The following is a 20208-nucleotide window of genomic DNA, read 5'->3' on the forward strand; positions in this document are numbered from 1 at the left end:
GGTCTCCATTCTCAGCAGGGTTCATCAGTAGCAGGGGGTGTTCTCCAGTATGGCCGCCCGCGCCGCGGCGACGTGTTCAGCGCGGGTGGACCTCGGCCAGCGCCTTCAGGAACGACGACGACCAGGCATCCACGTCGTTGTCGAGCACCCGGCGACGCAGCGAGCGCATCCGCCGCGACTGCTCGGAGGGCGACATCTCGACGGCCGTCATGATCGCGTCCTTCACTCCCTCGATGTCGTGAGGGTTCACGCGCACCGCCTGGCGCAGTTCGTCCGCCGCTCCGGTGAACTCGCTCAGCACCAGCACGCCGCGGTTGTCCGCCCGCGTCGCGACGTATTCCTTGGCGACCAGGTTCATACCGTCACGGAGGGCCGTGACGAGCATCACGTCGGCGGCCAGGTACAGCGCCACCATCTCCTCCCGCGGGTACCCCTGGTGCAGGTAGCGGATCGCGGTGTGCCCCATCGTGTCGGTGTCGCCGTTGATGCGGCTCACCGCGAGTTCGATCTCGTCGCGCAGGTGCACGTAGGCGTCCACGCGCTCCCGGCTCGGGCTGGCCACCTGCACGAGCGTGACGTCCTCGACCTTGAGCCGCCCCTCGGCGAGGAGCTCTCCATACGCCTTGATGCGGTGGCGGATGCCCTTCGTGTAGTCCAGGCGGTCGACGCCGAGCAGGATGCGTGCGGGGTTGCCCAGACTCGCGCGGATCTCAGCGGCCCGCGCCTTGACGTCCTCTCGCTGGGCGAGCTCGATGTACGGAGCCGTGTCGATCGAGATCGGGAAGGCGCGGGCGACGGCAGTGCGGGTGCTGCCATCGGCTTCGAGGACTGTGACGTGCGCGCCCTTCACCTCGTACCGCAACCGACGCCGCACTGCGGTGAGGAAGTAGGTCGCGTCCTGCGCGCGCTGGAACCCGATCACGTCGGCGCCGAGCAGACCGCGCAGCACCTGGTCGCGCCAGGGCAGCTGCGCGTACAGGCCGTGCGCGGGGAACGGGATGTGATGGAAGTATCCGATCGTCACGTCGGGACGCAGCTCCCGCACCATCTGCGGCACGAGCTGCAACTGGTAGTCGTGCACCCACACCGTGCCGTCCTGCGCCACGGCGGCCACCGCGGCCTCCGCGAATCGACGATTCACGGTCTCATAGGCATCCCACCATTCCCGGTGGTACTGCGGTGGGGCGATCACGTCGTGGTACAGCGGCCAGATGGTGTCGTTCGCGAAGCCCTCGTAGTACTCGGCGACCTCCGAGGCGCTGAGCGGGACGGGGATGAGGTTGATCCCGCCGTTCTCGAACGGCTCCATCTCGGTGTCGGCCTGCCCCGCCCATCCGACCCAGGCGCCGTTCACGTTCCGCATCATCGGCTCGAGTGCCGCGACCAGGCCGCCGGGCGACGTCCGCCATCCCACCTCGCCGTCAGGGCCTTCCACTCTGTCGACCGGCAGCCGGTTGGCTACGACCACGAAATCTGCAGCGACCAAGATGACTCCTCACGCCAGCGGTAGCTCTCAGGCTATCGAGGTTGTCGGCCGCCCGGCGCCCGACGCTCAGGCCGCGACGGTGCGCCGACGCCGACGGGAGCTGCTGAGCACCCAGTTCAACAGCCCGGCACCGAAGGCCACGGCTGCCGCGAACATCGGCAGCACGAGGGCGGCGGAGGTACCGACGCTCTCGGCGATCTCCCCCGCCACGGCGGCGCCGATCGACTGGCCGACGACGATTCCGGAACCCAGCATCGTCATGACAGTGGCGGAACGGCCGAGAGGACTGAGCGCCGCGCCGAAGCTGTACTGGGTGACCAGCGTCGGTCCGATGCCGATCCCCATGATCGCGAGGGCGAGCATCATCATCGCGGGCGAGTCGACCAGACCGAGCAGCAGCGAACCGGCCAGCAGGATGCCCGAGAAGACCAGCCAGCGCGCGCGCAGCGAGAACGCCGGCGGCAGCCAGGCGACTCCCAGAGCGAGGATGGCGGATCCGACACCCATGACCCCGTACAGCAGACCTGCCTGCTCCGCCGCGTCACGATCGGCCATGAAAGAAGTCAGCGACGTGAGCATGGTGCCGAAGAAGATGCCGACGCCGAGGATGCCGAGGATCACGACGAGGAGCTGCGGTCGGAACAGCTCCGACACCGGCGACAGCGCCTTGCCGTCTTCACCGCGCTCGCGCGAGACGTGGCGGGCGCTGGGGTGCAGGGCGAACGCCCCGACGAACACCACGGTCAGGACGGCGGCACCGACCAGCGGCGCCCACGGAGCGATGGCCGATGCCAGGATGCCGACGATGAAGGGCCCGAACACGAACACGGTCTCATCTGCGGCGGACTCGTAGGCCATGGTGCCCGAGACCGTGCGCGGCTGACGGCTGTCCTCCACACGCTCGCGGATGAGTGTCACCAGGCGAGAGCGCGACAGCGGCGACACCTGCGGAGCGGTCGCCCCGATGCCGATCGCCGCGATGAGCACGAGGGCATCCGCCGACTCGCCGTAGACGACGACGGTGAAGAGGAACAGCATCGTGCCGTTGGCCAGGGCGACGATGAGCAGCACCACGCGCTGCCCGAAGCGGTCGGCCGCAGCGCCGAGCAGTGGTCCGAAACAGGCCGTTCCGAGACCGACCGCCGCGGAGGTCAGTCCCCCGAGCGACAACGAGCCGCGCGCGGAGACGACGACGGTGAGGACACCGACGACCATCATGGCGAACGGCAACCGCGCGATGAAGGCGATCAGGAAGTAGGGGAAGCCGGCGATCCGGAAGAGGGTCGGCTCGGCGGAGGTGTGCGTCTGGGTCATGGCTCTCGCGCGCCCGAAGACGCGAAGTCGGGTGCCGCCGCTGTCCGTCGAAAAGCCGACGGCCGGTAGATACACGGTGTGCGGCCGCGGACCTGCCGCGACTCCCCCATGGTAGCGGGTACCGGGCGCGCACGGCTGGGAATCGTGCGAAACACGTGCACGGGCCGACCTCCGGCACCACTATCGTTGTCGGCACCCGCCCGCTCCCGAGGAGGATCCGTGACGTCTGTTTCCGTGCGTTCCGATGAGCTCGCCCGTGCCCTTCCCGGCCGCTCGCAGCGAGCAGGTGCGGCGAAGACCTCACCGGTGCGCGACCTGCTCGCACTGACGGAGCGCCCAGAGGTGATCTCGTTCGCCGGCGGCCTCCCCGCGCCCGAGCTGTTCGACCTCGACGGCATCCGATCCTCGTACGACGAGGTGCTCCGTACGCGGAGCGTGCTGCAGTACTCGACCTCCGAGGGCAACCGGGCGCTGCGCGAGGAGGTGGCCAGACGCTACTCCGCGGACGGTTTGCCGACGAGCGCGGCCGACCTGATCATCACGACGGGCTCTCAGCAGGGGCTGGGGCTGCTGGCGACGTGCCTGCTTGATCCGGGCGACACCATCCTGGTCGAGGAGCCCTGCTATCTCGCAGCCCTGCAGACCTTCGCTCTGGCGGGTGCACGCGTGATCGGCGTCCCCTACGCCGGTGAGGAACTCGATCTGGAGGCACTCGAGCGGCTGGCCGCGGAGCACGCCCCGAAGTTCTTCTACACGGTCCCCACGTTCCAGAACCCGACGGGACGAAGCCACGGTGTGGACGCCCGAGCCCGGATCGCGGCGTCCGCCCGCCGCCACGGCTTCCGCATCATCGAGGACGAGCCGTATCGGCAGCTCCGCTACTCCGGTGAGCCGCTCCCGTCTCTCGCCTCATTCGCGCCCGAGCACGTGCTGAGTCTCGGCAGCTTCTCCAAGGTCATCGCACCGGGTCTGCGCATCGGATGGATCCGTACGACGAAGGATCTGCACCCCACGGTCCTCATCGCCAAGCAGGCCGCCGATTTGCACACGTCGACGATCGACCAGGCGGCTGCTGCCCACTATCTGCTCTCCGGGCGAGGCGAGCCGGCGCTGGAAGTCATCCGCCGCGCATACGGGGAACGCCGCGACGCGATGCTCGCTGCCCTGCCCGCAGCGATGCCGTCTGGCACCACTTGGAACAGCCCTGACGGCGGGATGTTCGTCTGGGTCCGACTTCCCGAAGGCCGGAACGCTGCCGCTGCTCTGCCCGACGCCCTGGCGCGCGACGTCGCGTTCGTCCCCGGCGCGCCGTTCTTCGCGGGCCCTGCCGACGAGCGCACTCTGCGACTCTCCTTCACCACCTACGAGCCCGACACCATCCGCACGGGCTTGTCAAGGCTCGGTGCGGCCTGGGGCGGGGCCGGGTAGCGTGAAGGCATGAACTACCTTTTCGGCACGGGACTCATCGGCGCGATCACCGCGGGCGCCTCGCTGCTGCGCGGCTCCCGCGACACCCCCATCACGTGGCGCGCCGTGCTCGCCTGGGTGAGCTGGGGCATCACGCTCGCCCTCGCCATCGGCAGTGTCATCGACACCTACCGCTCACGGCAGGGCCGACCGGTCGCCGACGACTCCCCCCTCACCTCCAAGAAGGCGAAGAAGAGCGCGAAGACCATGAAGAAGGCGGCGAAGCAGCTCGGGAACAGCGCGAACTGAGCGACGCACCGGCCGTCGGGGGGCCGATCAGCGAGTCAGGATGAGCGCCTCGCCCTGGCCGCCGCCACCGCACAGACCGACAGCAGCGGTGCCGCTCCCCCGCCGAGCGAGTTCGTGCGCCAGGTGCACCACGAGACGATTCCCCGAAGCGCCGATCGGATGACCGATCGCGATGCCGCCTCCGTGGATGTTCACGACGTCGGAGTCCAGCCCGAGCTCGAGCTGGGAGCGTGCGACCACCGCGCCGAAGGCCTCATTGATCTCGACCAGATCGAGATCCGCGGGACTGATGCCCTGCTTCTCGCACGCCTGCTCGATCGCCCGAGCCGGCTGCGCCTGCAGGGAGTTGTCCGGTCCGGCAGTCTGTCCGCTCGCTCCTACCGTCACCAGGACCGTCCAGCCCTCGGCATCCGCGCGCGTCCGTGAGGTCACGACGACCGCTGACGCACCATCGGAGATCGGCGAGGAGTTCCCGGCCGTGATCGAACCGCCCTCGGCGAACGCGGCGCGGAGCCCCGCGAGCGTCTCGAGCGTGGTCTCCGGCCGCACACCCTCATCCGCGGTCACCGTGATCGGGGCGCCCCGACGCTGGGGCACCTCGACGGGGACGATCTCGGCGTCGAACACGCCGGCTTCCCGAGCAGCTGCTGCGCGCTGGTGCGACAGCGCGGCCACCGTGTCCTGAGCGGCGCGGGTGAGCTCGTAGCGGGCGTTGTGCCGTTCGGTGGATGCTCCCATGCTCTCCTTGTCGTACGCGTCGGTGAGCCCGTCGAACGCCATGTGATCGAGCACCTCGACGCTGCCGTACGCCCATCCTTCGCGCGAGCCCATGAGCAGGTGCGGCGCGCGCGTCATCGACTCCATGCCTGCGGCGACGACCACCTGCGCGTCGCCGGTGCGGATCATGCGCGCGGCGTCGATGATCGCCGTGAGCCCGGAGAGGCAGACCTTGTTCACGGAGTGCGCCGGGACATCCCATCCGATGCCGGCGCCGATGGCGGCCTGTCGCGCGGCGTTCTGTCCTGACCCCGCGGCGAGCACCTGTCCGACGATCACGGCGTCGACGGCCGAGGGATCCACCGCTCCCTGTGCGAGGGCGCCGCTGATCGCGAAGGATCCGAGCTGCGGCGCCGTGAACGCCGAGAGCTGGCCTTTCAGGCGGCCCTGCGGGGTGCGTGCGGCGGCGACGATCACGATGTCGTCGGTGGTGAGTCGGTTGTCAGTCATTGTCCACTCCTGTCGTTGCGTTCCGGAGCGCGTCCGGGATGATCAGCGGCGGCTGTGTGGCTGCGACGACCTCGTCGATGCTCACCCCCGGCGCGGTCTCGATCAGCACGAGACCCTTCACGGTCACGTCGATCACCGCGAGATCGGTGATGATGCGGTCCACGACTCCGCGTCCGGTGAGCGGCAGCGAGCACTCGTCCACGATCTTCGCCGAGCCGTCTCTCGCGACATGCTCCATCAGCACGATCACGGTGCCGGCACCGTGCACGAGGTCCATGGCACCGCCGGGTCCCTTGACCATCTTCCCCGGGATCATCCAATTCGCGAGATCACCCGTCGCGGAGACCTGCATGGCACCGAGGATGGCCGCGTCGATCTTGCCGCCGCGGATCATCCCGAAGCTGGCCGCCGAGTCGAAGTACGCCGCCCCCGGGAGCACCGTGACCGTCTCCTTGCCGGCGTTGATGAGGTCGGGGTCGACGGCATCCTCGTGGGGGTACGGGCCGACACCGAGGATGCCGTTCTCGGACTGCAGCACCACCGTCACGTCGGAGGGCACATGGTTGGGAACGAGCGTGGGAAGGCCGATCCCGAGGTTCACGTATGCCCCGTCCCGGAGTTCCGCCGCGGCGCGCGCCGCCATCTCGTCGCGTGTGAGCGCCATGTCAGGCTCCTTCCGCGGCGACGGTGCGCCGTTCGATGCGTTTGGGGATGTCTGTACCGACCTCGACGATCCGGTGCACGTACACGCCGGGCAGGTGCACGCGATCGGGGTCCAGCTCGCCGGGCTCTACGAGCCGCTCGACCTGGGCGATGCAGATGCGTCCGGCCATGGCCGCCAGTGGGTTGAAGTTGCGGGCGGCCTTGTTGAAGATCAGGTTGCCGTGCCGGTCACCAGCCAGGGCGTGCACGAGCGAGAAGTCGGTCGTGATCGCCTCCTCCAGCACGAAGTCGCGCGGCGCACCATCGACGTCGAAGGTGCGCACATCCTTGGTCGGCGAGGCGACGGCGATCGTGCCGTCCGGGTTGTAGCGCCGCGGCAGGCCGCCCTCCGCCACCTGGGTCCCGACACCGGTCTGGGTGTAGAACGCCGCGATGCCCGATCCGCCGGCTCGGAGCTTCTCGGCGAGCGTCCCCTGAGGGGTGAGCTCGAGCTCGAGCTCTCCGCTGAGGAACTGACGCTCGAACTCCTTGTTCTCTCCCACGTACGAGGAGGTCATCTTGCGGATCCGGTGAGCTCCGAGCAGCACTCCCAGACCCCAGTCGTCGACGCCGCAGTTGTTGCTGACGACGCTCAGATCAAAGGTGCCCTGCGCCAGCAGCGCCTCGATCAAAGCGATCGGGTTACCGGAGAGGCCGAAGCCGCCCACCGCCAGCGATGCGCCGTCCGGGATGTCGGCGACCGCCTCGGCAGCTGTTGACCATTGCTTGTCGATCACGTGCACTCCTTCGAAACGCGTCCTGCGTCCAGCCTGACGCGCACCGGGCCGCAGCGGAAGCCGGTTCTTGCGATGTGGGCGCTTCGCGCAGTACCGTCCACAATATGGAATCCATTGCGGCAGGCATCCCCGGTGCGCAGTCGATCGCGCGCGCAGCGCATCTGCTCCGCCTCGTCACGGCCGGAGGCGCGGAGGGAGCGGCACTCCACGATCTCGCGCGGGATGCCGGCCTCTCCCGCTCGACCGCACATCGCCTCCTGACCGCGCTGAAGGCCGAGGGACTGGTCGATCGCGACGCCGACAGCACGCGCTGGATGCCCGGCCCCGAGCTGTTCCTGATGGGCTCCGTCGCCGCGACGAGGTACGACGTCACCGGTCTGGCACGCGACATCGTCCGGTCGCTCGCCGTCAAGACCGAGGAGAGCGCCTTCTTCTCCGCGCGCCGCGCGGATGAGACCGTCTGCCTGCTCCGCGAGGAGGGAGCGTTCCCGATTCGCTCCTTCGTGCTCAGCGAGGGTGTCCGCTTCCCGCTGGGCGTCGCGAGCGCCGGTCTGGCCATCCTGGCTTTCCTACCTGACCACGATGTGGATACGTATCTCGAGCGCCATCCCGATCTCGACAACACCTGGGGCGGGACGCACGGCGAGCGCCCCCTCCGCACTCGCCTGGCCGAGACGAAAGAGCGCGGCTACGCGATCAATCCCGGTCTCATCGTGGAAGGAAGCTGGGGCATCGGCGCCGCGGTCTTCGATCGAGCGGGCAGACCGGAATGGGCGTTGAGCCTCACGGGCGTCGAGTTCCGCTTCGGCCCCGACCGCATGGCGCAACTCGGTCGCACGCTCCTCGCGCACGCCCACGAGCTCTCCGCACGGATCGCCAACGCCCGACGCTGAGTCCGACCGGCGCCATTTTCATACCATTAGGTATATACTTCTTGGTATGAATCGTTTGGACGTGATCCCGTCGATCGTGCTCTCCGCGTATGCGCTCGCCCGCATCGCCGCGCAGGACGCCGGCAACGAGGCGCCCGCGGCGCAGTGGCGGGTGCTGAGCCTGCTCGACCAGCAGGGCTCTCAGCGCGTGGGCGAGCTCGCGAGTGCGGCTCGGACGACTCAACCCGGCATGACGAGACTCATCGGCGTGCTGGAGCGCGAGGAGCTCGTCCTCCGCTCCCCGGACCCCGCCGATTCGCGGGCGACCGTCGTGGAGGTCACCCCTGCCGGATCCGCTGCATTGCAGGCATGGCGCGCCGAGTTCCGCGACACGCTCGCTCCGCGGTTCGCCGGAGTGAGCGACGAGGAGTGGGGCGTTCTGATACGGGCTGCCGAGATCCTCTCCACGCACACCGACAACGCAGACAAGACAGGAGCAGCACGTTGAACACCGCCGCCACCGCATCCCCGTGGAAGCAGCCGGCCCAAGTCTGGGCGGTCGCCTTCGCGTGCGTCGTCGCCTTCATGGGCATCGGCCTGGTCGATCCCATCCTCCCGGCCATCGCCGAATCCCTCCAAGCATCGCCGGTCGAGACCGAGCTGCTCTTCACCAGCTACCTGCTGGTGACGGGACTCGCGATGCTCGTGACGAGCTGGATCTCGAGTCGCATCGGCGCCAAGGCCACGCTGCTGATCGGTCTCGCACTGATCGTGGTCTTCGCGCTCCTCTGCGCCCTGAGCGGGAGCGTCGACGCCGTCATCGGCTTCCGAGCCGGCTGGGGGCTCGGAAACGCCCTGTTCATCTCGACGGCCCTGGCGACGATCGTCGGCGCCGCATCCGGAGGCAGCAGCGCCGCCATCGTGCTGTACGAGGCCGCCCTCGGCCTCGGAATCGCGATCGGCCCCCTCCTGGGAGGGCTGCTCGGCGAGCAGAGCTGGCGCGGCCCGTTCTTCGGGGTCGTCGTCCTGATGGCGATCGCCTTCGTCGCCGTGCTCGTACTCGTGCGCGGCTCGTCGGAGAAGCGTGTACCCGTGCCGTTCTCCGCACCTTTCACGGCGCTGCGACGCCCGGCACTCGCGGTACTCGCCGTTGCCGCACTGTTCTACAACATCGGTTTCTTCGTGCTCCTCGCCTTCTCGCCCTTCCCTCTCGGCTTCGGCGCGATGGGAATCGGTCTCACCTTCTTCGGCTGGGGGGTCGCTCTGGCGGTCACGAGCGTGTGGGTGGCGCCGGCCCTGATGCGCAGGATGCCTCGCACGCGCATCATCCTGCTCGTGCTGCCTCTGCTCGCGGTGGATCTCATCGTGGCAGGTCTGCTGGTCGCGAACCCCGCGGCGCTGGTCGTCTGCATCGTGATCGGCGGCCTTCTCCTCGGCGTCATGAACACCGTGTTGACCGAGGCCGTCATGGAGGCGACCGACCTGCCTCGCTCCGTCGCCTCCTCGTCGTACTCCGCCGTCCGCTTCCTCGGCGGCGCCATGGCTCCCCCCATCGCCGCTCTGCTGTGGCACGCGTTCAACGCCACCGTGCCGTATCTGTTCGCCGCTGCGGCCGTGCTGATCGCCGCGCTCACGGTGTTCCTCGGCCGACGCGTGCTGGCCCACATCGACGATGAACCCGCGGATGTTCCGGCCGAGGACGCCGCGGCGATCCTGGTCGGCGACGCCGCCTGATCACACGACGGGCGGATTGGATACGGTGGGGCGATGATCGATGTGTCCGCGCTCCCGGAGCGCAGCAGAGTGGTCCACCAGCATCTCGCAGAGGCTGGGGTCGACGCCGAGATCCGCGTCCTTCCGGACTCCGCGAGAACGGCGCCGCAAGCCGCAGCGGCGATCGGGTGCACGGTCTCCGCGATCGCGAACAGCCTGGTGTTCCTCGCCGACGACGAGCCGGTGCTGGTGATGACCAGCGGAGGGCACCGGGCTGACGTCGCGATCCTCGCCGTTGAGATCGGCGTCGACGCTGTCGTGATGGCACCCGCCGCGACCGTGCGCGCCGTCACCGGCCAGGCCATCGGGGGCGTGGCACCGGTCGGGCACCCCGCGCCGATCCGCACGTACATCGATGAGGCGCTCCGCCAGCACGACACCGTATGGGCTGCCGCCGGGCACCCGCACACCGTGATGTCGCTGACCTTCGCGCAACTCGTGGCACTGACATCGGGAATCGTGATCCCGGTCGCCTGACGTGCGTCTCCGCCTCTCGCGAGAATCCGGAGCGTCTCCGCGCCCGGCATCGGGTGGCCGGGCGCGGAGCGCGGTCCGACGCGTCATCCCTCGCGGCGCACACGCCTCCTGAGGGCCGCTCCACCGGTCAATGCGAGCCCGAGGAGCATCACCGCTCCACCGGCCCACAGGAGCCCGGCAGGAACGTCGCTTCCGGTCGAGGCGAGTCCACCCGTGAGCGGCAGCTCACTCGGCGGGGTCGGAACGACGGGCGTCGCCGGCGTCGGCGGGTTCGTCGGCGGGGGCGTCGTCGGGGGCACGACCGGGGTCGCGGTGTTGGTCAGAGTGATGGCGACCGCCGAACCAGCGACGATCGTCATCTCTGCGGTGCCGTCGGCGAGAGAGCGCACGCCGCTCCCGCCGAACGTCGGCGTCCCCCAGGTCACGCCATCGATCGCCGGCAGGTCGATCTCCTCGAGAGTGATGATCGTGCCGCGAGGCAGCGCGATGCTGGTCGCCGGCGCCCCCACCGTCACCTCGAGCACCTTGCGCACGACGGGGTCGCCGTAGGAGTACGCCACGTCGAACGTCGTACCCGCAGGCACGCTCTCCGCGCCGTCGCCGGCGAGCACCTTCTGGATCGAGAAGCCGCCTGTCGTCCCGCCGGTTCCGCTTCCCCCTCCCGTCGCGGTCCAGACCTGAGTGGCACGGACGATGACTCCCGCGATATCGGCGACATTCGAGAACGAGTCTCCCGTGGCGCCGTCGATCGGCACGGTGTAGTACTTCACGACGTAGTTGCGCGCCGGATCGATCGGGCCTGCGATCTCGAGATGGAAGGAGCTGCCGGTGGCGTCCCAACCGCCCGTCCAGGCGGTGATCGTCCCACGATCCTGGCCTGCCGTGTCGGTGCTCCACACGCTGAGTGCACCGTCGATGTTGTGGTGCTCGCCCACGCCTGCCCCCGGCGGCGTCAGGGTGTCATCGATCGACAGCGAGCCCGCCCCGGCGAACTGCGCACCGGGGATCATGAGCTGCCAGGCGAGCCGGCCATCCGCTGTCTGCCACGACCATTTCTCGGGCTCGGTCGGCACGGGCTCCCCGACGATGCCTCCGCCGGGAATCGGCACGGGCACGATCGTGCCGTCCACCTCGAAATCGACGGTCGTGTCCGTCGTCTCCTCGACGGCCGACACGAGGAACCAGAGCGACCCCGAGATATCCGTTCGTCCGTCGACGTAGTCCGTGAGCGTACAGGTGACCACGGGCGGGCTGTCCTCGGAGACCGTGCAGTCTGCGACGGTCGCAGACGGATCATCGTCGGCAGGAACCGAGAATGCCCCCGTGTATCCCGCGAATTGGGCGGGCAGCGTGAATCCGAAGGTCTGCCCGGAGACGGCACCGTCCGGCACCGCCCAGCCCGCGTCCACTCGAAGATGCTCATTGACGGTGGTACCGCTACTCCCGTCCGCGGTCGTCACGACGATCGATGCCGGATCGATGGCCGCGGGATAGTCGTAGTCGGCGGCCATCGCTGCCGAGGCACCCCAGCCCGTCATGGTCGCCACGGCCACGATCGCCGTCGTGACCACCGTCCCGATCGTTCGAACGCGCGACGCGCGCCGTATCTGCTTTCGCATAGGTGTTGTCCTCCAGTCACCTTTCGACTCTGCCTGCGCAGAGACCCCGGTTATGAGACCACGGGAAGGCGCAGGCGTTACGCGATATACCGGAACACGTCGCGGCGACGACGAACTCGTCTGCAGATCGACCTCGGAGTGGTCGCGAGGGAGCCGCCCGGAACGCGAGCACTGAACGTGGTCACGGAGCGAGAATCGCTGGGGCGACCACGCCTTTCCGCCCTCGATTTCACATGCCGCCCGTCGACTGGTAATGTAATTCCTCGGCCGGGGTCATCCCGGAAAACGCACCTCTAGCTCAATCGGCAGAGCAACTGACTCTTAATCAGTGGGTTCTCGGTTCAAGTCCGAGGGGGTGCACGGATCAGCCTCACGAATCTCTCGCCAGATTCGTGAGGCTTTTCTGCTTCCTGCCGTGCTGCACGGCAGATTCCGCATCCCCGCTCCATGACGCCGCACGACGTTCCGGATCGAGGCGGGCGATATCCTGTATCCGTGACCGTCTCCTCCCCCGCTGACGCCCTTCGCGCAGACCTCGATCTCGCCCTCCGGCTCGCCGATGCGGCCGACGCGCAGTCGCTGCCGAGGTTCGATGCCGCCGATCTGGTGATCTCGACCAAAGCCGACAACTCGCATGTCACCGACGCGGACCTCGCGACGGAGCGGGCGATCCGCGCGCTCCTGGCCGTCGAGCGGCCGGACGACGGCATCTTCGGCGAGGAGTTCGGAGCAGAGGGCGACACGCATCGGCAGTGGATCATCGATCCGATCGACGGCACGGCGAACTTCCTGCGCGGCGTCCCGCTCTGGGGCACCATGATCGCTCTCGCGATCGATGGAGTCCCACAGGTCGGCGTGGTCAGCATGCCGGCGCTCGGACGGCGCTGGTGGGCTTCCACGGGCGCCGGCGCGTGGACGGCCACCGAGACAGGACCTCGGCAGCTCGGGGTCTCGGCCGTCGCGACGCTGGACGACGCGAGCGCGAGCTTCCAGAGCATCGCCCAGTGGGCTGATGCCGGGCACCTCGACGATCTCGTGCGCCTCTCGTCCCGCATCTGGCGGGATCGCGCCTACGGCGATGTGTACTCGTACATGCTGCTCGCAGAGGGACGGCTCGAGATGGTCGCCGAGTTCGATGTGAAGGAGTACGACATCGCTGCGGCCGTCCCGATCGTGCGCGAGGCCGGCGGACGGATGACCGCCTACGACGGTTCTGAGACGATCTCGGCTCGATCGACGCTCGCAACCAACGGCATCCTCCACGAGGCGTTCCTCTCCCTGTTGCACGACTGATCCGAACCATGAGGCCCGCGATGATCCCCCGCATCACCTCCGCGACAGCGGGAGCCTTCCTTCTCCTCGCCGCCCTCACCGGGTGCGCCGGCCCCGCCGCGCCCGCGCCGTCACCGACCGCTGAGGCAGCGAGTCCGACACCGCGCGCGACGACCGAGCCGATCGACACTCCCGCCACCGAAGAGCCGGCCGCCGAGATCTCCTGCGAATCGATGATCTCGGCCGGCACCGTCGAGGCGCTGACAGCGGCCGGCTGGACGGCGAAGCCGAAGGAGTTCGTGATCGGCGACGTCACACTCACCGAGGGCCTGCTGTGCTTCTGGGCGGACTACGCGGTCGGCTCGGACCATGGTCAGCTCTACGGCTGGTCGGCGATCACGCCCGAAGACGCGGCATCAGCCCAGACCGCGCTCCTGGCCTCCGGGTGGACCCGCGAAGATGGCCCTGAGGGTACCTACATCACCGAGGATCCCCAGTATTCGATGGGCACCGACGAGGACGGCTACGGCATGACGTACCTGTTCCACGACGGGTGGGTGAAGCTCGCCGACACCCGTCAAGGGCTGGTCCTGATCGAGTGGGCCGGCTGAATCGCCTCCGGGTGCACGATGAGCGCGCCCCCGCCGGCCGATCTCAGTCGGAACGCGCCGACCGCACCCGTCCGATCGGCACCACGCTCGGCTTGCCCGTGATCGGATCCGGCACAACCACGCAGGGCAGCCCGAACACCTCTTCCACCAGCTCCGCCGTCACGATGTCCGCCGGTGCACCCTCCGCCACGACCGCCCCGTCCTTCATGGCGATCAGGTGGGTGGCGTAGCGGGCCGCATGGTTGAGGTCGTGCAGCACCGCCACCAGCGTGCTCCCCGACTCGTGCAGATCGGTGAGCAGCTCCAACAGCTCGATCTGGTGCGCGATGTCGAGGAAGGTCGTGGGTTCGTCGAGCAACAGCAGCGGCGTCTGCTGCGCGAGCACCATGGCGACCCAGACCCGCTGTCGCTGGCCGCCCGAGAGCTCATCGACGAGGCGATCGGACAGTTCGACGATGCCGGTCGCGGCCATGGCGTCTGCAACCGCGCGCTCGTCCTCGTCCGACCACGGACGCAGGATCGTCTGGTGAGGGTACCGCCCGCGCGCCACGAGATCGGCGACGCGGATGCCGTCCGGGGCGAGAGAGCTCTGCGGGAGCAGTCCCACACGACGCGCGACCTCCTTGGGCCGGTAGTCGTGTATCGAGCGCCCATCGAGCATCACCCGACCCGCGTCAGGCTGAATGAGTCGGGAGAGGGCGCGCAGCAGCGTTGACTTGCCGCAGGCGTTCGGCCCGACGATCACTGTGAACGATCCGTCGGGGATCTCGACCGACAGGTCGGTCGAGATGATCCGGCGGTCGTAGCCGATCGTGACGTCCGCAGCGCGCAGACGACTCGAGACGATCTCTGTCATCGACGGAACCCTTCCTTGATGAGCAACCAGGCGAAGTACCCTCCGCCGAGGACGACGGTGACGAGGCCGACGGTGATGTCGACCCGTTGGCCGACGAAGTCCGCGGCGAGGAGCAGTACGGCCCCCATGAGGCCGGCGCTCACGACGTCGAGGCCAGGAGTCCGCACCAGCCGCCTCACCACCTGCGGCGCGACCAGCGCGACGAAGGAGATCGGCCCTGCCGCGGCCGTCACGATGGCCGTGAGCGCCACACCGAGCGCGGTCATGGTCAGACGGGAGCGCTCGACGCCGACGCCGACCGCCTTCGCGGCGTCGTCACCGAGCTCGAGCTGCGCGAAACCGCGGCGCACGATCGCGACGAGCGGCAGGATCACGATGAGCACGAGCACGAACGGGACGAGCTGTTCGTAGCCGAGCGCGGAGAACGAACCGAAACCCCAGGAGACGGCGGCACGCGCTTCCTGCGCTCCGGTGCTGATCAGCAGGTAGCTGTTGATGCCGACGAGGAACGCCGACACCCCGATTCCGACGATGATGAACCGGAAGCCCTGTATCCCCCGGCGATACGCCAGCAGATACACCGCGAGGGCGGTCACCACCCCTCCGAGAACGGCGCCGGTCGCGATCGTGGCGTAGGAGACGCTCCCGAGGACCAGCATGACCACGAGCGCGCCGGTGTAGGACCCGGCATCGAAGCCGATGACGTCGGGGCTGCCGAGAGGGTTGCGCGTGAGCGATTGGAAGATCGCCCCGCTGATTCCCAGTGCGAGCCCTCCGAGCACGGCGAAGAGCACCCGCGGTAGACGCCATTCGAGGACGAGCTTCCTGACATTGCCCTCCCCACCTCCGGTGAGAGCCGAGAGCACTTGCGACAGGTCGAGTTGGTAGGTTCCGATCGCGAGCGAAGCCGCACCGACCATCAGGAGGATGACGATGAGGATGCCCCGAACCGCCAGGGCACGTCGCTCCCACCGCCAGATCCCCGGACCGATGCGGATCGAGACCGTCCGCGGAGACGCGTCATGGATCACAGTGCTCACAGTCCGCTCACCCGCTTGCGACGAGCCAGCGCGATCAGCACGGGTGCGCCGACGATCGCCGTGACGATGCTCACCTGCAGCTCGCCGGAAGGCAGCACGACGCGACCGATCACGTCCGAGAGCAGGAGCATGCTCGGCGCCACGACCGCAGAGTAGGCGATGATCCACCGCTGGTCCGGACCGGTGAACCAGCGCACGGCGTGCGGAACCATCAGTCCGATGAAGGCGATGGGCCCCGCGAGCGCGGTCGCCCCGCCCGCGAGGATCGTGACTCCGATGATCGAGACCACTCGTGTGCGCACCAGCCGCGCACCGAGAGTGCGTCCCAGGTCATCCCCGAGAGCGATCGCGTTGAGGGGTCGAGCCACCAGGAGGGCGATCACCAGGCCCACGCCGATGAAGGGCGCGATGATCGCCACGGCGCTGTCGTCACGGCCGCCCAGACTGCCCAGCCCCCAGAAGCGCAGCATGGTGAAGACCTCCAGGTTCTTGAGCATCACGATCGACGTGATCCCGCTGAGCACCGCACCGATCGCGACGCCGGCGAGCGTCATCCGGCCGGCGGAGGGACCACCCCGCCCTGCAGCGCCGATCAGATACACGACGAGTGTCACCACGAGCGCTCCCCCCAGCGCGAACCACACGTACGCATTCGGCCCGCGCACTCCCAGGAGCCCGACACCGATGGTGACGGCGAACGTCGCACCGGCGTTCACGCCGAGGATGCCGGGGTCTGCCAGCGGATTGCGGGTGAACGCCTGGATCAGTGCGCCGCACACGCCGAGTGCCGGACCGACCACCAGTCCCACGATCGTGCGGGGAAGCCGCGAGTCCCGCACGATGGCCTGCGCATCCGAACCGTCGAAGTCGATGAGCGCCGAGATCACGGTCGTGGGCGCGAGAGCCTTCGCCCCGACCATCAGGCTCAGCAGCACCGAGAGGGCGAGGAGGAGCAGTGCGAGCGCGAAGCCGACCGTGCGCGCCGCCGCGCCGCGGGACGTCACAGGACGCTCCGCGGCGCGGCTCGACAACGTGGACAACGTCAGTTCGTCGAGGGGACAGCGCTCGCGAGCGCGTCGGCGAGATCATCGATCGTCGAGGGGATGCTGAGCACGCTCGGCGCAGTGGTCGCCCAGGCGAGGCGCTGATCTTCGAAGAAGTAGTAGGAGTTCTGCGTGATCGGCGCCCAGCGCGAGATCAGCGGGTCGGCCAGCGTGTGGGAGACGTCCTCCGGGGTGTTGCTCCACCCGATGTGGAACTGGGACTCGATGTCGCCGAGCTCCTCGAGGCTGACGTTCGCGTAGAACTCCTTCGTCGTGCTCTCGAGTGCATCCACATCCGGCGACGACACGAAGCCGAGCTCCTCCAGAAGCGGCACGCGCGGGTCACGCGGCAGGTAGAGGCCGAGCGCGGTCTCGCCCTCACCGAGGAACCAGCCATAGGTGAAGACGATCCCCTCGAACTCCGGGTGTGCTTCCGCGGTGGCGGCGATCGCGGCATCCGCGTCGTCGAGCAGCTGCTGCGCCTCCTCCTCCTTGTCGAGGATCGAACCGACCGAGAGCGTGAGCTGCTCACGATCCGAGGCCCATGCCGACTTCTGGAACGCGACGGTCGGTGCGATCTCCGTCAGGCGCTTGTAGTCGGTCTCGCTGATGCCGGAGTGGTTGGCGAGGATCACATCGGGCGCGAGCGCAAGAATCTGCTCGAAGTCGTACTCACCGGCGTCTGTGAACTGGATGACCTCGGGAAGCTCGCCGCCGAGCTCCTCCACCTTGTCCTTGAACCACGGCAGGTACGTGTCCACGTTGCCCCAGCTGAAGTCCTCCACACCCACCGGCACTTCGCCCAACGCGGCGACGACGTCGAGCGAGTACCAGCCGAGAGTGACGACGCGCTCGGGCTTCTCCGTGATCGTGGTCTCGCCGTAGACATGTTCCACGGTGAGGGGGTACGTGTCGGAGGCCGTCTGAGAGGACTCGCCGCCCTCCGCGTCCGACGCCGCGGCGCACGCAGAAAGCGAGGATGCGGCGAGGGCGAGAGCGGTGAGCGCGATGAGCGCTCGGGGGGCGCGCCGGAACGGGCGGGACATGGGACTCCTCGGGTGGAAGGGCACAGGTGACGAGGCCCCAACATAGTAAAGGCTTACCTAATTTGCTACCATCCGAGAAGGACACCAATCGTCCCAGAAGTCGGTCGTGATGTCCGTCCAGGATGATCTGGTTCCACGATCACCACCGGAGGCTCGACCGCTGTGCCTGGAAAGACATACGAGAAACTTGAGGCGCACCGCGAGCAGGTGCTGCCGGACCAGTACTTCGAGCCGCATTCGCACGCCGCCGACCAGCTGGCGTGGATCCCCGGCGGGGCCCGCATCGGCGTGGGCGATTCCCGCTGGCATCTGCACGGTGACCACTTCGCCTGGATCCCCGCCCTCGCCGAGCACGAGATGCAGATGGTCGGGGCCGAGGAGATGTTCAGCCTCTACATCGACCCTGTCCTGCGGCTCCCCCAGCCGCGCTGGACCCGGCCGCTGGTTCTCCCCGTCGATCCCGTGGCGGTGGCGATCATCCAGAGCCTGTCGTCGATCGACGTCGATGAGTCACGATTGGACGCCTCGATCGCTCTGCTGCGGGAGATCCTCTCCTCGACCGAGGAGAGCTATGACGCGCTGGCGCTCCCCTCCGACCCGCGCGCTCGTGCGATCGCGGAAGCCATCCTCGAGGATCCTCAGGAGCTCCGCGAGCTGGAGAACTGGGCGCAGCACTTCGGTGTCAGCACCAAGACCCTGCATCGTGCCTTCCTCGCGGACACCGGGATCACCTTCAGCCAGTGGCGCACCCGCGCACGCGTCTATGCGGCTGAGCGCCTCCTCGTGGAGGGGCACTCCGTGCAGGACACCGCCGAGCTCATCGGCTACAGCACGCCGACCGGCTTCATCAAGGCATTCCGGCAGGTGTTCGGATCGACGCCGGCGACCTACATCCGCGCGAAACGACGACTGCGCGGCGCCCCCGCGTTCCGTCGGCCCCTGCACTGACACCGCGCCTCCCCGCGTTGTCAGCGCCCAGTGAGATCCTCGACTCATGGCAGACATCACACTTCGCCTCTGGAGCGAGGACGATCTCTGGTTGCTGCACCGGGCCAACACTGCAGAGATGACCGCGCATCTGAACGGTCCCGAGTCGGACGCCGAGGTCGCCGATCGTCACGCTCGCTATCTCCGCTACGTCGAGACCGGGGAAGCCCGGATGTTCGTCATCCGGCACGGCACGCAGGAAGTCGGGTCCATCGGCTACTGGAGCGTGCGCTGGAGAGAGCAGGACGCTTTCGAGACCGGATGGTTCGTCCTTCCGGAAGCCCAAGGCCAGGGGATCGCGGGCCGAGCGGTCGGGCTGCTGCGCGACGACATCAGCAGCCAGGGAGGCGACAGTCGCCCACTCGTCGCGTTTCCCGAAACCGACAACCCTGCGTCCAATGCCGTCTGCCGACGCGCCGGCCTCCAGCTGGTCGGCACCATCACTGCGAGCTTCCGAGGCGCTGATCTCACGATGAACGAGTGGGTGCTCGACGGGTATGAGCGCCGGGGCTCGTAGGCTGTTCGCATGTCGCCCTTCGCCGGACTCAGCGCGTTCCCCCTCACCCCGTTGCACGATGACGTCGTCGACGAACGTGCCTTCGCCGGGCTCGTGGAGCGGCTGGCGGCGGCCGACGTCGATTCGATCACCGCACTCGGCTCCACCGGGTGCGCGGCATACCTGAGCCCGATCGAGCGCGCTCGCGTCGCACGTCTCGCCGTCGAGCACGCCGACCGCACACCGGTCTTCGTCGGCATCAGCGCCCTGCGGACATCCGAGGTGCTCCTGCACGCCGCGAACGCGGAGCGGGCGGGAGCTGCCGGCCTTCTCCTGGCTCCGATGACCTATCAGCCGCTGACCTCGGACGACGTGTTCGAGATGTATCAGACCGTCACCGCACGTAGCGGACTTCCCGTGATCGTCTACGACAACCCCGGCACGACGCACTTCGCCTTCTCGCCCGAGCTCTACGGTCGCATCGCCGAGCTCCCCGGCATCGCGTCGATCAAGATCCCGGGGGTCCCCCGGGAACCGGATGCGGCACGCGCCCACGTCGCCGAGATCCGCGCAACCATTCCCGACCATGTGACCATCGGAGTCTCGGGCGACGCGTTCGGTGCCGCCGGCCTCGCCGCTGGTTGCGATGCCTGGTACTCCGTGGTGGCAGGCACGCTGCCCTCCCCCGCCGCTCGGATCACCCGGAGCAGCCAAGAAGGGGCCTTCGATGCGGCCGCCGCCGAGTCGGCGCGTCTCGCGCCCCTGTGGGAGCTCTTCGCCGAATTCGGGGGCAGCCTGCGTGTGATCGCCGCTGTCGCCGAGCACCTCGGCCTCGCACCTTCTCGGTGCCTGCCGCTCCCGATCCGCGGGCTCGACGATGAACAGCGAGGCCGCGTCGCGACCGTGATCGAAGAGCTCTCGCTCGGAGGCTGAC

At 68.5% G+C, this 20208-nt stretch carries 21 protein-coding genes and 1 tRNA gene; 12 read left to right on the plus strand and 10 right to left on the minus strand.

The window, feature by feature from the left end; all coding sequences use genetic code 11:
* Positions 1–76: 76 nt before the first annotated feature.
* The gene (locus FB560_RS10100) at positions 77–1486 is read right to left on the minus strand and encodes an alpha,alpha-trehalose-phosphate synthase (UDP-forming) (protein WP_188895148.1); all 1410 of its coding nucleotides are present in this window, start codon (positions 1484–1486) and stop codon (positions 77–79) included.
* 66 nt (positions 1487–1552) lie between these two features.
* A complete protein-coding gene (locus FB560_RS10105; RefSeq protein ID WP_141872238.1) occupies positions 1553–2800 on the minus strand; it encodes an MFS transporter in 1248 nt (415 codons plus the stop codon).
* 219 nt (positions 2801–3019) lie between these two features.
* Between FB560_RS10105 and FB560_RS10110 the strand changes: the two genes are divergently transcribed.
* Together FB560_RS10110 and FB560_RS10115 are read left to right on the plus strand one after the other, a co-directional pair.
* Positions 3020–4228 (plus strand): aminotransferase-like domain-containing protein, encoded by a 1209-nt coding sequence (locus FB560_RS10110; RefSeq protein WP_229673136.1) that lies wholly within the window; start codon positions 3020–3022, stop codon positions 4226–4228.
* Positions 4229–4237: 9 nt separating this feature from the next.
* Positions 4238–4516, plus strand: coding sequence for a hypothetical protein (locus FB560_RS10115; RefSeq protein ID WP_141872240.1), 279 nt, complete (start codon positions 4238–4240; stop codon positions 4514–4516).
* A gap of 27 nt (positions 4517–4543) precedes the next feature.
* Here the strand turns inward: FB560_RS10115 and FB560_RS10120 are convergent, their stop codons facing one another.
* From FB560_RS10120 to FB560_RS10130, 3 genes are read right to left on the minus strand one after another with little or no spacing between them, the layout of a single operon-like run.
* Positions 4544–5743 (minus strand): acetyl-CoA C-acetyltransferase, encoded by a 1200-nt coding sequence (locus FB560_RS10120; RefSeq protein ID WP_141872241.1) that lies wholly within the window; start codon positions 5741–5743, stop codon positions 4544–4546.
* Complete coding sequence (locus FB560_RS10125) at positions 5736–6407, minus strand: 3-oxoacid CoA-transferase subunit B (RefSeq protein WP_188895146.1); 672 nt, start codon at positions 6405–6407, stop codon at positions 5736–5738. Before FB560_RS10125 ends, FB560_RS10120 begins: the two co-directional genes overlap by 8 nt.
* A gap of 1 nt (position 6408) precedes the next feature.
* Positions 6409–7182: a CoA transferase subunit A gene (locus FB560_RS10130; RefSeq protein ID WP_141872242.1), complete on the minus strand. Its 774-nt coding sequence runs from the start codon at positions 7180–7182 to the stop codon at positions 6409–6411.
* A 104-nt stretch (positions 7183–7286) separates the two neighbouring features.
* Here FB560_RS10130 and FB560_RS10135 point away from each other — a divergent pair, with 104 nt between their 5' ends.
* Genes FB560_RS10135 through FB560_RS10150 form a run of 4 tightly spaced genes read left to right on the plus strand, consistent with a single transcriptional unit; the run spans position 7287 to position 10304 of the window.
* Complete coding sequence (locus tag FB560_RS10135; protein ID WP_141872243.1) at positions 7287–8075, plus strand: IclR family transcriptional regulator; 789 nt, start codon at positions 7287–7289, stop codon at positions 8073–8075.
* Positions 8076–8121: 46 nt separating this feature from the next.
* Entirely contained in the window at positions 8122–8562 is a 441-nt protein-coding gene (locus FB560_RS10140; protein ID WP_141872244.1) for a MarR family winged helix-turn-helix transcriptional regulator, read from the plus strand.
* A complete protein-coding gene (locus tag FB560_RS10145; RefSeq protein WP_141872245.1) occupies positions 8559–9788 on the plus strand; it encodes an MFS transporter in 1230 nt (409 codons plus the stop codon). Before FB560_RS10140 ends, FB560_RS10145 begins: the two co-directional genes overlap by 4 nt.
* Positions 9789–9821: 33 nt before the next feature.
* Entirely contained in the window at positions 9822–10304 is a 483-nt protein-coding gene (locus FB560_RS10150; protein WP_141872246.1) for a YbaK/EbsC family protein, read from the plus strand.
* Between the two features lie 83 nt (positions 10305–10387).
* Here the strand turns inward: FB560_RS10150 and FB560_RS10155 are convergent, their stop codons facing one another.
* A complete protein-coding gene (locus tag FB560_RS10155; RefSeq protein WP_141872247.1) occupies positions 10388–11875 on the minus strand; it encodes a DUF5979 domain-containing protein in 1488 nt (495 codons plus the stop codon).
* A 335-nt stretch (positions 11876–12210) separates the two neighbouring features.
* On the opposite strand from FB560_RS10155, the gene FB560_RS10160 reads away from it, so the two are divergent.
* From FB560_RS10160 to FB560_RS10170, 3 genes are all read left to right on the plus strand, one after another.
* Positions 12211–12283: transfer RNA gene (locus FB560_RS10160), tRNA-Lys, on the plus strand.
* Between the two features lie 135 nt (positions 12284–12418).
* Positions 12419–13216: an inositol monophosphatase family protein gene (locus tag FB560_RS10165; RefSeq protein WP_229673134.1), complete on the plus strand. Its 798-nt coding sequence runs from the start codon at positions 12419–12421 to the stop codon at positions 13214–13216.
* Between the two features lie 20 nt (positions 13217–13236).
* A complete protein-coding gene (locus FB560_RS10170; protein WP_141872249.1) occupies positions 13237–13806 on the plus strand; it encodes a hypothetical protein in 570 nt (189 codons plus the stop codon).
* Positions 13807–13849: 43 nt separating this feature from the next.
* Here the strand turns inward: FB560_RS10170 and FB560_RS10175 are convergent, their stop codons facing one another.
* The 4 genes from FB560_RS10175 to FB560_RS10190 are packed head-to-tail and all read right to left on the minus strand — an operon-like array spanning position 13850 to position 17791.
* Positions 13850–14662 carry an ABC transporter ATP-binding protein gene (locus FB560_RS10175; RefSeq protein ID WP_141872250.1) on the minus strand — a complete coding sequence of 271 codons (813 nt, stop codon included), beginning with the start codon at positions 14660–14662 and terminating at the stop codon, positions 13850–13852.
* Positions 14659–15702, minus strand: coding sequence for a FecCD family ABC transporter permease (locus FB560_RS10180; protein WP_211349960.1), 1044 nt, complete (start codon positions 15700–15702; stop codon positions 14659–14661). Before FB560_RS10180 ends, FB560_RS10175 begins: the two co-directional genes overlap by 4 nt.
* A complete protein-coding gene (locus tag FB560_RS10185; protein ID WP_229673133.1) occupies positions 15699–16706 on the minus strand; it encodes an iron chelate uptake ABC transporter family permease subunit in 1008 nt (335 codons plus the stop codon). Before FB560_RS10185 ends, FB560_RS10180 begins: the two co-directional genes overlap by 4 nt.
* A gap of 38 nt (positions 16707–16744) precedes the next feature.
* Entirely contained in the window at positions 16745–17791 is a 1047-nt protein-coding gene (locus FB560_RS10190; RefSeq protein WP_141872252.1) for an ABC transporter substrate-binding protein, read from the minus strand.
* A 162-nt stretch (positions 17792–17953) separates the two neighbouring features.
* Between FB560_RS10190 and FB560_RS10195 the strand changes: the two genes are divergently transcribed.
* Genes FB560_RS10195 through FB560_RS10205 form a run of 3 tightly spaced genes read left to right on the plus strand, consistent with a single transcriptional unit; the run spans position 17954 to position 20207 of the window.
* Complete coding sequence (locus FB560_RS10195) at positions 17954–18739, plus strand: helix-turn-helix transcriptional regulator (protein WP_141872253.1); 786 nt, start codon at positions 17954–17956, stop codon at positions 18737–18739.
* A 46-nt stretch (positions 18740–18785) separates the two neighbouring features.
* Positions 18786–19295, plus strand: a complete 510-nt coding sequence (locus tag FB560_RS10200; protein ID WP_141872254.1) for a GNAT family N-acetyltransferase — start codon at positions 18786–18788, stop codon at positions 19293–19295.
* Positions 19296–19304: 9 nt separating this feature from the next.
* On the plus strand, positions 19305–20207 hold the full coding sequence (locus FB560_RS10205; RefSeq protein WP_141872255.1) for a dihydrodipicolinate synthase family protein: 903 nt from the start codon (positions 19305–19307) through the stop codon (positions 20205–20207).
* Position 20208: the final 1 nt, after the last annotated feature.

Source organism: Microbacterium saperdae, assembly GCF_006716345.1.
GTDB lineage: Bacteria > Actinomycetota > Actinomycetes > Actinomycetales > Microbacteriaceae > Microbacterium > Microbacterium saperdae.